Origin of the sequence: Collinsella sp. HCP28S3_G2 (assembly GCF_052065125.1) — a bacterium.
Taxonomy (GTDB): Bacteria; Actinomycetota; Coriobacteriia; order Coriobacteriales; family Coriobacteriaceae; genus Collinsella.
In genome coordinates this window covers 21565-33928 of the sequence record NZ_JBQHUO010000001.1, presented here as the reverse complement: position 1 = coordinate 33928, position 12364 = coordinate 21565, and the positions used below count along the sequence as shown (strand labels likewise).

The following is a 12364-nucleotide window of genomic DNA, read 5'->3' as shown; positions in this document are numbered from 1 at the left end:
TTGTTTGGCCCGCAACCAATGACGTTGGTTGCGTGGCCGATAGTTGTTTTAGTCAATCAGATATTTCTCGAATGCGGCCATGTTCTTGGCATCTGCCGCCGCCGGGTCATCGTAGTAACGACCGTCCGTGATTTCCTGGCCCAGCATGCCGTCGAAACCATGGGCATTGAGCGTGGCGACGAAGGCGTCCATATCGTGCTTGCCATCGCCCCACACCAGATGGCCATACGGGTCACCGTCGATAAAGTGCATCTCGTGAATTACACCATCACCAAAGGCGGCAAACCAGTCCTCGAGCGTCTCGCCTGCAACGCCCATCGCAGTTGTATCAACCATGGGCTGTAAGTACGGGCTCGCGACCTCATCAATCATGCGCTTCGCATCGGAAACCGTCGTCACAAGGTTACTCTCCTCGGGACGCAGGCTTTCCATCGTAAGCACCAGACCGTGCTCGCCGGCATACTCCGCTAGAATGGACAAGTGCTCGCGACTGCGCTTCCAGGCTTCCTCGCGGTCCTCGTCCCAGTCGCCCCAGCCCGAGTTGACGGACATACGGTCGCACCCAAGTACCTCGGCAAGCTCAATGCCGTGCTTAAAGTACGCCAGGCTGCGCTGTTCGTGCAGCGGTTTGCGTGCGCAGTACTGCCAAGGATAGATAACATTCTCGGGGCACAGAGTACGATACCTAAGCCCGCGGTCTGCAGCCTTTTTCGCCAGGACCTCAGCCTCAAAGTAGCCCGTGTGGTCGAGCGTCACATGCGGCTCTGCACACCACAGCTCAATGGACTCAAAGCCCAAGCGCTGCTGCACATCAAGGAAGTAATCGAGCGACCACATGATGTAGTGGATATTCATGCCCGCAATCTGTTCGCGGCGCAGCGTCGGTTTGGATTCAGACATCTTATGCCTCCTTATTTCGATCGAACACGATTCGTCCGTCCGACATCGTCATATCAACCGCAAGATCGCGTGCGTCGCGATAATCAAGGTCGAACACATCCCGATCGAGCACGCAGATATCGGCAAGCTTGCCAACCTCGAGCGTACCCAGCTCGTCTTCGCGCATCAGGTCGTACGCGCCCCCGGCAGTCCAAGCGCGCAAGAGCTCGACAAGCGTCAGCGCGTTGACCTCATTCACGGGCAGTCCGTCGTCGAAGTATCCGCCGCACGCACTGTAGATTGACTCGCCCAAGCTCGGAATCAACAGCGGCAAATCCGTGCCGCAGCACACTGTGCATCCGGAATCTTCCATACCGCGGCGATTCCAGCTGTGCAAAAGTCGCGTCTCGCCAATTTGTCGACGCATCATCGACAGGCAATCCTCGCGCCGGTCCAGCGTCAGAATCTGCGGATAGACCTCGCAAATTCCACCTAACTTGCCAAACTCGACAAGATCGGTCGGATCAGAGTTCTCGAGATCGGTAATCGCATGGCGGCGAAGCATCCGTCCATGCTCGTCTCGAGGCAGCGAGGCATAGAGCGCCACGGTGCGACGAACGGCGCCATCGCCCTGGCAATGCAAGGAATATCGGAAGCCGTCAGCATCAATTGCACGCAGCTCGTTCTCAATCAGCTCCCACTCTGGCTCCTCGACGACCGTCTTGCCTGCAGCGCCCGCATCGGCCGTGTCCTCATAGGGGTCAATCATCTCGGCAAGCCCCGCCCATACGCCGCGATCGGTCATACGGTTGAAGCCGGAAAAGCGAACGAACGGTCCCCGGAAGCGCTCTCGCGCCTCGCGGGCATATGCCAGATTTGCACCGGCACCCACCGGCTGCGACATCATAGAGACGCGAACCGTCAGCTCACCAGATTCCTCACGGCGAGCCATTTCGTCGGCAAAGCCGTAGTAGTCATCAAACGCCATCTCCTTGATGGCGGTAACGCCGCGCTCGTTAAGCATGCTCATGTAGTCCGAATACCCCGCACGTACCTCGGGCAGCGCGAGGAAATCGCTCATCATGCGCCAGATCTTCTCGGCATAGCACGCCTGGGGTGTGAAGCCGTATCGCGCGCTGGCGGCAGCATTGAGAACACAGGTCTCCGCGCCCGGTGTAAAGCAGACGACGGGGATATCGCCAAAACAATCGTCAAACACAGCTGCCGTATTTGCGTTCTCGGCATCCGATGCCAACGTTTCGGGTAGGTTGTGGCCAAAAGCCGCCACGCAATCCGGATGACCTTCTTTCCATGCACGCAAGAGCGACACGGCCTCTTTGGCATCAGCGATGCCGGACAGATCAGGCCCCAACGTCCGCAGCGCCCAGCCTGTATAGAAGGTATGCACATCGATCAGGCCAGGCATGACGGTGCGGTCGCCAAGGTCAACTACCTCGTCCGCCTGGGTCAAATACGAAGATACCTCACACTTGGTGCCAACGGCCTCAATTCGATTGCCACGGACCGCTACGAAACCTTCAAACGGCAGGTCCCCCGTACCGGTAAAGACGCTCTCAGACATCAGGACCGTCAAACGATCAGACATCACAACCACCTACACCGGAAGCATGCCAGAGATTGCCGTTACGATCAGACCAAAGACGACCATGAAAATGAAGAACTTCCAAATGGTCTTCCACCATTGGCCAAACGAAATCTTAGCCACGGCAAGGCCGGCGACCGTCATGCCCGCCACGGGGCTAATGGTGTTGATGGTCTGGTTGGCAAACTGGAGCGCGGTGACGGCCGCCTCGGGATTGAGGCCCATGAGTTCGGTCAGAGGGCCCATAACGGGCATGGTAAGCGCCGCCAGGCCAGAACTCGAGGGAACCAGCAAAGAGAGCAGGCCAAGGACGATATACATAAACGTGGTGTAGACGGCGGCGGGTGCACCGGCGAGCGCAGTAGCGAGCGCCTGGAGAATGGTGTCGATGATCATGCCGCCCTCGGCGATGACCAGAATACCGCGAGCGATACCGATAACGATGGCAGCGTACGCAAAGTCGGCGAGACCTTTAACGAACTCCTCAGCAATCGTCTGCTGGTCAAGACCGCCCAGGATACCGGCAAGCAAGCCCATGCCAAGGAACACGGCGGAAATCTCATTCATGTACCAACCCTGGGTAACAAGACCCCAGACGATAATGCCCATACCGCAAGCAAAATCGATAAGCACGAGCTTCTGACGGATAGTGAACTCTTCCTCGATGGAGGCATCGGTCACGGAAAACTCGATACGCTTGAGCTTATCGTCCTCGTACGTAATGGACGACTCGGGGTTTTTCTTGACGCGCATGGCGTAGCGCATGGCCCATGCGATACCGACGGCAGTGAAGATGGCCCAAGAAACGGCGCGCAGCCACAGTTGCGGATTGCCCTCGATACCAATGATGCCTTGGGCGATCAAAACATTAAACGGGTCGATGGTCGAGGCACAATATCCCAGGTTAGGACCAAGGAAGCAGATGATGAATGCCGTCATCGAGTCATAACCGATACCCATCATGATGGGAATGAAGATGGCATAGAACGGCAGGGCTTCCTCAGACATACCAAACGTAGTGCCGCAAATGGACAGCAACGTCATCGTGATGGGAATGATGAGGATGTCCTTGTTCTTGAGCTTTTTAATCACACGGCTCATGCCGGCATTCAAAGCGTTGGTCTTGGTGATGATTGCGAACGATCCACCAATCAATAAGACGAACGCAACGACGTCGGCAGCCTCCTGGATGCCCTTAGTGGGCGCTTGCAGGACCGCGAAGATATCCTGGCCCAGATTGATGGTCTCGCCGGTCTCGGAATCGGTGTAGTTCTTATCGACCTGTTCATAGGTTCCAGCAACGGCGACTTCACGCTCGCCCGCCGCTGTCGAAATCGTCTTGCGCTGATACTGACCAGAGGGAACGATCCAAGTCAGGACCGCAAAGACAACGATCAGCAAGAACATGATCGTATAGACATGCGGTAATTTGAACTTAAAACGTCTGTTTGTCTTCTTCGCCTTCGTATCTGACATAGATACCTCCAAAGAACTCGAGAATGCATCGCATCTCGCCTCAACGCTTGCACAAAGCAAACGTTCTATGACGTTCTATAGATTACCAGCAGCTTTTCTCGTCATCAAGATAATTTCAAACTGATTGTCGCGACACGGTTGAATGGTTGCGTTCGCGCCGTGAACGGTATGGAGACGCCCGGTGAGATGATCCACCGGGCGTCTCCATTCGCAATATCCTAGATGTCAAAAACGTAGCGAGACCCAACGATCCGCTGACGACCGATGATAAACGGCCGCCGCTGCTCATCGAAAAAGAAGGCTTCCATATAAAACAAGGGTTCGCCAACGGGAACTGCCAACAGCCGAGCGACCTCGGGCGATGCGCACGCGATCTCGAGCGTGCACGGGTCGGTAAACGCGGGCGTGCGGCCCGTCCGGTTGCGCACGAGCTCAAAAATGGATTGGTTAGATAGAGGTGCCGTTGATAGATAAGCGTTGTCCTCGTAAACGTATATGTTGTTCTCGAGCATGACGGGGACCCCATCGGCAGTACGCACACGCTCAACGCAAATCAAATCAGTTCCAACGGGAACACCAAAGAACTGCGCTTCGGTGGAATCCGCCGGCAGTATCTTTCTCGAAATGACGCGCGCCCCCGCCTCCATTCCGTTAACGCGGCATGCGTCCGAAAAACTCTGGACGTCATCCTTCTGGCGAATCTTGCGCTTAAGCTTGGGGGCATTGACAAACGTGCCTTTCCCCTGTCGCTTCGTTAGATAGCCCTGCTGGACGAGCTCCTCAATAGCGCGTCGCACGGTAACGCGGCCAACTTTATAATTCTCAGCCAATTCGAATTCGTTGGGTATCCGCGCGCCCGCCTTGTAGGCACCGGAGTTAATTTCGTTTTTAATGATATCGATAACCTGTTGGTACAGCGGTATCGCTGCTTTACCGTCAGTTAGCCCTTCAGTCAGTGGCATATACCTTCTCCCAGCACAATTAAGTCTAAAGCGGGCCCAAGGGCATTCAGCAAGTCCTTAAGCCCGCATTAGCATTAAGTATGCTTGCTGCCGCACCAAAATGTCGGGTTTTTACTCATCTGACCCGAAAAACGCGCAACTACCGCGCTCCTAAGAAAGCGTGAGCAGCTCCGGCAGCTGGTCGATAATCTTGTCCGCGGCATCTTGGCTAAAGCCGAAGCGTTCCTCGCGCTTGGCAATGACCGTCAGGCCGGCTCGCTTGCCGGCAGTGATACCAGGCACCGAATCCTCAACGCAGCAGCAGCGATTCGCGGGCAGTCCCAGCAGGTCCAGCGCATGCAGGTAGATGTCGGGCTCGGGCTTGCTCTCCTTAAACTGCTCGCCGCTCACCACATACTCAAAGGCATCCGACAGCCCGCACGCATTGAGCACTTCCTCGATGCTATCCATGGGAGACGAGCTGGCAAGCGCCACGCGAACGCCGCGGCGCGGCAGCTCTCGAATCGTATCCACGGCGCCTGGGTTAATCAAAGCCTGATAGTCGCGCGGACGCTTATGCGCCCACTCGTCCCAACGGGCCAACGCTTCCTCGCCAGTGAAATGCCCCTTACCGGCGCGCTCAAACCAATCGACCAGCATATGCAGGAAGAACTGATGTGAGGTACCGACCTGCCCGTTCAACTCCTCTTGAGTCAGGTTAAGCCCAAGCTCCTTGGCAAACGCGGCAGTCTCGCCCAGGTAGTAATACTCGGTATCGACAATGACGCCGTCCATGTCAAAGATAACGGCGTCGAACGGAAATGCGGACACGGCACCCTCCCTAACAAAAGGGCGCCTGTAAGCAGGCGCCCGAACCATGCATTAATCGGCGATTCTAACCCAGCAGCTTATCCAGCGCCACCGCAATGCCGTCTTCGTTGTTATTGGCAGTCACCATCTGGGCCACGGCCTTAACCTCGTCAACCGCGTTGCCCATAGCAACACCGGTGCCGGCCCACTCAATCATGGACTTGTCGTTCTGGCCGTCGCCAAAAGAGACGACCTCGCTGGCATCGATGCCGAGCTTGGGCAGGGCACCCTCAAGCGCGCGGGCCTTGTCGATGCCGGACGCCGTAAACTCAAAGTACCAGTCGGCCGTAAACATACCCGAAAGCGTCTGAGTAAAGGGCGCATACATCTCCTCGTGATGCGCTTGCAGATAGGCCGGGTCGCCCGCAGTGAGCAGCTTGTCCACGGGATAAGTGTCCACGACCTCATGCAGGCTCTCCACCTCGCGAATCTTAAGATCGCACGCGTCGCGTTCATACTTGACGATGTTTTTCTGCGAGCCATCCGGCAGCGTAATCATGCAGCGGTACGAATCCTCGACATGCAGATCGCGACCGAGCGAAATCATAGGGATCACGTCGAAATTGCGCAGATGATCAATCAGGCGATGCAATTCATCGGCAGGCATAGCCTGATCGAACAGCACCTCGTCGGTCTGGGCATCGACGACGTGAGCGCCATTAAAGGCCACCAGCAGACCGTCATGGTTATGAAGGTCGAGCTCCTGCGCCAAGGCGTGCAGCCCCCATGCGGGACGGCCCGAAGCCAAAATGAGCTTAATGCCCGACTCCTGCGCCGCGAGCAGCTTCTCGCGCGTACGCGGGCTGATGACCTTTTGGTCGTTGGTGAGCGTACCGTCGATATCCATTGCGATGGCTTTGATTGCCATATAAGCCTCCCTGTCATTGAACAACCTTGCCTGAGTCATCATACAGAACACCTACTGCGGCTCTGTCTGCAACGGGTAAAAAGTCATATTGTCCCGAACATGAACAGCGTGTGGTCGTGAAGCTTTATCGCTCAGGTCAAATACGTCTGCTAGCGACGCTCATCCGTCGGTGCGCCCTCGACGATCGCGATGCCCGCCGATGCACCTAACGCGCTGGCGCCGGCCTCGATGAATGCGCAAGCCTCTTCGTAATTATGGATACCGCCCGCCGCCTTGATTGCCACGGCATCGCCGAGCACCTCGTGCATCAGCCGCACGTCCTCGAGCTTAGCACCGCCAAAGCTTCTGCCGGTCGATGTCTTAAGGAATCCCGGCTTGGCCTCCAGCGCGATCTCGCATACACGGCGCTTGGCGGCGTCGTCGCCGTCCAGCTTGCACATCTCAACGATTACCTTGTCAGTGATGCCATGCGCGCGACAAAAATCAGCAACGGCAGTCATCTCGCGCTCGATGGCATCAAAATCGCGGTTCTCGATCGACCCCTGATTCAAAACGTAGTCAATCTCGGTAAAGCCACACGCAGCGTATTCCTCAAACCTCGCAAGCTTCTCCTCAAGCGTCATAGTGCCCTGGGGAAAGTCGATAGCGCCGGCAAGGATGATGTCAGAGCCCTCGAGCATGGCGCGGCCCGTCTCGTACTCCTGCAGGTTCGCAAATACGCAGCGAAAGTTGTACTTTAGCGCCTTCTCGACATACTGCTCAAACGTGTCCTCGGGGGCATCGATATAGTCGATGTATTTATTGATGGGTTTGGCAAGCGTCATGCTGGGCCTCCTTGTTCAGGGCTGACAACCGATTCGTGGTTTCACGCGAAAAACCACGTTCAATCTACGCCCGACATGCAAGGACAGCGTCCGCATTCCGGCAAGTGGTATGAAATTAGCTGTAGAAGTATATTTACGGACAGCGAATGGCACCGCACGCGGATGCCGACTGCAAGACATCCCCCCTCAATACGCCCTCATGCCCACTCATATAGCAAAGGGGCCCGCATCCCAACGGATACGGGCCCCTTTCATTCATAAGCCAACTCGGCCGTAAAGACTACTTACGGTGAGCGCGGTAGAACTCGATGAGCGCCTGGGTCGAAGCGTCCTGCTCGGCCTTGGCGGCGTCGTCGTGGAAGGCCGGGGTAATCTGCTTGGCAAGCTGCTTGCCCAGCTCGACGCCCCACTGGTCGTAGGAGTCGATGCCCCAGACCGTGCCCTCGACAAACGTGATGTGCTCGTACAGGGCGATGAGCTCGCCGAGTGCGAACGGGGTCAACGTATCGCCGAAGATCGAGGTCGTCGGACGGTTGCCCTCAAAGCAGCGGGCCGGGACGATCTGCTCGGGCGTGCCCTCGGCGCGCACCTCATCGGCCGTCTTACCAAAGGCGAGTGCCTTGGTCTGGGCCAGGAAGTTGCCCAGGAACAGCTCGTGAACATCCTGGCCGCTGTCGGTTGCGGGGTTGGCAGTGTTGGCGAAAGCGATAAAGTCGGCCGGGACCACCACGGTGCCCTGGTGCAGCAGCTGGTAGAAGGCGTGCTGACCGTTGGTGCCGGGCTCGCCCCAGAAAATCTCACCGGTGTCGGAGGTCACAGCGCTGCCGTCCCAGCGGACGTGCTTGCCGTTGGACTCCATGGTGAGCTGCTGCAGGTAGGCCGGGAAGCGGTGCAGATACTGGCAGTACGGAAGCACGGCGTGGCTCTTAGAGCCGAAGAAGTTGACGTACCAGACGTTGAGCAGGCCCATTAGCGCGACAGCGTTGTTCTCGAGCGGGGTATTGCAGAAGTACTCGTCGATGGCGTGGAAACCCTCGAGGAACTGCTGGAAGCGCTCGGGACCGAGCACGACGATCAGCGACAGGCCCACGGCGGAGTCGACGGAGTAGCGGCCGCCGACCCAGTTCCAGAAGCCGAAGGCGTTGGCGGGGTCGATGCCGAAGGCCTCGACCTTGTCGAGTGCGGTGGAAACGGCGACGAAGTGCTTTGCCACGGCCTCGGCGTTCTGCTCCTCGGAGCCGTCGATGGCACCCTGAGCCTTGAGCTGCTCGAGCATCCAGGTCTTGACCTCGCGAGCGTTGGTGAGGGTCTCGAGCGTGGTGAAGGTCTTGGAGACGATAATCACGAGCGTGGTCTCGGGATCCAGGCCCTTGAGCTTCTCGGCCTGATCGTTGGGGTCGATGTTGGAGATATAGCGGCAGTCGATACCGGCGTCGGCATAGGGGCGCAGAGCCTCGTAAGCCATGACCGGGCCCAGGTCGGAGCCGCCGATGCCGATGGACACCAGATGCTCGATCTTCTTGCCGGTAACGCCCTTCCACTCACCGGAGCGCACGCGCTCGGCAAAGGCGTACATGCGGTCGAGGACCTCGTGCACGTCGGCGACGACGTCCTGGCCGTCGACGATGAGCTGGCCCTTCTCGCTTGCCGGACGGCGAAGCGCGGTGTGCAGGACGGCGCGGTCCTCGGTGGTGTTGATGTGCTCGCCGGAGAACATGGCGTCGCGGCGCTCCTCGAGCTTCACCTCGCGGGCAAGATCGCACAGCAGCTTGACGGTCTCATCGGTCACCAGGTTCTTGGACAGGTCGAAGTGCAGGTCACCGGCGTCAAAGCTCAGCTTGTTCACGCGCTCTGCATCGGCAGCGAACCAGGCCTTGAGGTCGATACCTTCGGCCTCGAGCTTCTCCTGATGAGCCTCGAGCGCCTTCCAAGCGGCGGTCGACGTAGCGTCGATAGGTGCGGCAACAGTTGCCATAAAGTCCTCCTCAACATACAGGCGCAAACCTCCATGCGCCCGGATAATCAGATGCCCCTATTCTAGCGCAGGTCAAGACCGTAATCAGCGAGCGTTGCCAATCCGCCCCCAAACGGCGACCGACCAAAAAGGGACAGGTTTATTTTGGCAGGTCAAACGCTTTACCTACCAAAAATAGCCCATCTCTTTATGGCAGACATTACGCCGCGGCGCACACGCTGCCGAGCAACTCACGCAGAGGAGACCCAATGCCCTCAAGCAGTTCGGGCGCGATGATGGCAAAAACGGGAACCTCGCCGGCCCCCACGACGGCAGGCACTTTGCCCTCCGAGACGATACATCCATAAGGGACAAAACCGTCTTCGCCGGCATCGAGCGCCGCCATGCGACGCGCGAGTTCGCGCGCAAAGCCAGCAGTATCGGCATCGCCGATCGCCAGGACAAAGTCCACGCCTTCGTCGGTCGCCAGGGCCACAGCTTCGTCGATCAGCTCGTCTCCCCCGTCGCCCTCAACCGAGCCGCAACGAAAAAGCACGCGCTCGAGCAGAGCTCGGTCAAGCGAGCCGAGCGCCGCCGAGACAAGCTCATCGCGCGTATGTTTGTCGCCACCCAGCACCACCAGCGCCTTGGTGCCGCCGTAGTGAGCGACCAATCGTCCACACCAGCGAGCCACGTCTCCATCCGCAACAAGGCGCGTCGGCATACCAAACCCATAGTTGACCATTATCCCCACAACCCTTCCGTGCTTTATGGTGGTATCGATCGCTAGGCTCATGCTACGAAGCGAGGTTTTCCGAGCTGTTTCGCGCTCTTTAGAGCTGCGTTAAAACCCGATGCAACCGCCCGACCATACCTGCCAAAAAGGGACAGGTTTGTTTTGGTCGGTCAAGCGTTTTACCTACCAAAATAAACCTGTCCCTTTTTGGCAGGTTTTGACGATGTCCGGACGAGCGGGTATTATCGAACATGTATTCGATAAGAATATGTGTTTGATGGGAGAACGCGTGGGGCACGGGCGTCACACCTATATCTGCATCGACCTCAAGACGTTTTACGCCAGCGTCGAGTGCGTCGACCGCGGGCTCGATCCGCTCACCACCCACCTGGTCGTTGCCGACGAATCACGCGGGCGTACGACCATCTGCCTCGCCATTACCCAGGCCATGAAAGACCTCGGGATACACAACCGCTGCCGTCTGTTTGAGATTCCCGACGGCATCGACTACATCAAGGCCGTACCGCGCATGCAGCACTACATGGAGGTGTCGGCGCAGATCTACGGTATCTACCTGGAATACGTCAGTCCGCAAGACGTTCACGTCTACTCAATTGACGAGTGCTTTATCGACGTGACACCCTATCTAGAGCTCTACCATACCAATGCCAAAAGCTTTGCCTGCATGCTGCGCGATGAGGTCCTCGCGCGCACCGGCATCACGGCGACAGTCGGCATCGGCCCCAACCTATTCCAGGCCAAGGTGGCGCTCGACATTACCGCTAAGCACGTACCCAGCCGCATCGGTATACTCGACGACGAGACCTTTCGCAAGGAGATCTGGCCCCATCGCCCCATCACCGATATCTGGGGCATCGGCCCCGGCGTGGCAGCTCGCCTCGAAAAGTACGGGGTATACGATCTGATGGGTGTCGCCGCGCTCGACGAAAACCTGCTTTACGACGAACTCGGCGTCAATGCCGAGTATCTCATCGACCACGCCTTTGGGCGCGAGCCGACAACTATCGCCGATATTCAGGCCTATTGCCCGCAGGCAACTTCAACCACCACAGGACAAGTGCTCTCGAAGGGTTATGCCTACGAGCAGGCCTACACCGTCTTGCGCGAGATGGTCGATGCCGCCGTACTGGACTTGGTCGATAAGCACGTGGTCTGCGACAGCATCTCGCTCTTTGTGGGCTACGCGAGCGAGCGCGCCGACATACGCCGCCTCGACGCCAGCGGCACAGCGCAATATGTAGACGGATGCGGACATTTGCGTTCGAGCACGTCGAGCATCGAACCCGCCGCAACCGCAGGCCCCGAGCTCGCACCCCGTGCACCCAAGCCCGTCCAGCGCGATGACGAACGACGCCGTCTGGTGCGCGAGGCACAGGCAATCGACGGCATCTTTGTGGGAGAGCATGGCGGCAAACCGCGTGGCGGCTATGCCGCGCTCTTTGCGCACTCTAACGCTTCGCGAAAGCTGCCCGAGCGCACCAATTCGTTTAAGAAGATCATGGGCTATTTCGATGAGCTCTGGGCGCAGACCGTCGATCCCAAACGGCCGGTCAAGCGCATCAATTTGGGCTTTGGCAACCTCATGCCCGAGGAATTTGCCACCATCGATCTGTTTAGCGATGTTAAGGCCGATGAACGCGAGCGTGACCTGGCCCGCGCCGTTCTGGCCGTGAAAGGCAGGTACGGCAAGAACGCCCTGGTCAAGGGATTAAGCTTTACCGCCGGCGCCACCGCACGCGAACGCAACGATCAGGTAGGAGGACACCGTGCCTAAGGCCCAACAACAGCCGATGCGGCCGCCGACACCTTTTGAACGCCTGGCGGACCCCGAGGGAAGACATCGCGCCGCCGACCCCAGGCTCACCGCCAACGGTGCCGTTCGCGCCAACCGCGCCGCGCAGTTTATGCCCTTTGCCGCCCTCACGGGATACTATGAGCTCGTGCGCAAACAAGAGATCTCTGTTGAGCCCAAATGCGAACTCACGGAAGAAAAAGCCCTCGAGCTTTCAAAAAAGCTCGAGGGCCTCAAACGCGGCGACTTGGTACGCGTTACTTATTACGATACATACGGCTATCGCAGCCGCACCGGCATTCTCGACGAAGTGCTCCCCGCGTTCAAGCTGCTCAAACTCCGAGACATCGCCATCGGCTTCGACGATATCCAAGACATCGAGCTGCGCGGCCGAGCCTAA

General features: G+C 58.1%; 11 protein-coding genes. 2 read left to right on the top strand and 9 right to left on the bottom strand.

Annotated features, from left to right (window positions below; translation table 11 throughout):
- Positions 1-48 precede the first annotated feature (48 nt).
- The 9 genes from ACTNB2_RS00185 to ACTNB2_RS00145 all read right to left on the bottom strand — a co-directional run bounded on the left by ACTNB2_RS00185 (position 49) and on the right by ACTNB2_RS00145 (position 10139).
- Positions 49-900, bottom strand: a complete 852-nt coding sequence (locus ACTNB2_RS00185; protein WP_427718532.1) for a sugar phosphate isomerase/epimerase family protein — start codon at positions 898-900, stop codon at positions 49-51.
- Between the two features lies 1 nt (position 901).
- Positions 902-2485 (bottom strand): amidohydrolase, encoded by a 1584-nt coding sequence (locus ACTNB2_RS00180; RefSeq protein ID WP_441040991.1) that lies wholly within the window; start codon positions 2483-2485, stop codon positions 902-904.
- Between the two features lie 9 nt (positions 2486-2494).
- Positions 2495-3958, bottom strand: a complete 1464-nt coding sequence (locus ACTNB2_RS00175) for a YfcC family protein (protein WP_271729363.1) — start codon at positions 3956-3958, stop codon at positions 2495-2497.
- 218 nt (positions 3959-4176) lie between these two features.
- On the bottom strand, positions 4177-4920 hold the full coding sequence (locus ACTNB2_RS00170; protein WP_441040994.1) for a GntR family transcriptional regulator: 744 nt from the start codon (positions 4918-4920) through the stop codon (positions 4177-4179).
- 150 nt (positions 4921-5070) lie between these two features.
- Positions 5071-5730 carry an HAD family hydrolase gene (locus ACTNB2_RS00165; protein WP_328291069.1) on the bottom strand — a complete coding sequence of 220 codons (660 nt, stop codon included), beginning with the start codon at positions 5728-5730 and terminating at the stop codon, positions 5071-5073.
- Positions 5731-5794: 64 nt separating this feature from the next.
- Entirely contained in the window at positions 5795-6637 is an 843-nt protein-coding gene (locus ACTNB2_RS00160; protein WP_427747959.1) for a Cof-type HAD-IIB family hydrolase, read from the bottom strand.
- A gap of 149 nt (positions 6638-6786) precedes the next feature.
- On the bottom strand, positions 6787-7461 hold the full coding sequence (gene deoC, locus ACTNB2_RS00155) for a deoxyribose-phosphate aldolase (protein ID WP_441015806.1): 675 nt from the start codon (positions 7459-7461) through the stop codon (positions 6787-6789).
- A 280-nt stretch (positions 7462-7741) separates the two neighbouring features.
- Positions 7742-9436 (bottom strand): glucose-6-phosphate isomerase, encoded by a 1695-nt coding sequence (gene pgi, locus ACTNB2_RS00150; protein WP_441040996.1) that lies wholly within the window; start codon positions 9434-9436, stop codon positions 7742-7744.
- 199 nt (positions 9437-9635) lie between these two features.
- Entirely contained in the window at positions 9636-10139 is a 504-nt protein-coding gene (locus ACTNB2_RS00145; protein ID WP_427718555.1) for an iron-containing alcohol dehydrogenase, read from the bottom strand.
- 289 nt (positions 10140-10428) lie between these two features.
- Between ACTNB2_RS00145 and ACTNB2_RS00140 the strand changes: the two genes are divergently transcribed.
- Both ACTNB2_RS00140 and ACTNB2_RS00135 read left to right on the top strand, forming a co-directional pair.
- Complete coding sequence (locus ACTNB2_RS00140; protein WP_441040998.1) at positions 10429-11946, top strand: Y-family DNA polymerase; 1518 nt, start codon at positions 10429-10431, stop codon at positions 11944-11946.
- Positions 11939-12364, top strand: coding sequence for a hypothetical protein (locus tag ACTNB2_RS00135; protein WP_441041000.1), 426 nt, complete (start codon positions 11939-11941; stop codon positions 12362-12364). The genes ACTNB2_RS00140 and ACTNB2_RS00135 overlap by 8 nt, the downstream gene beginning before the upstream one ends.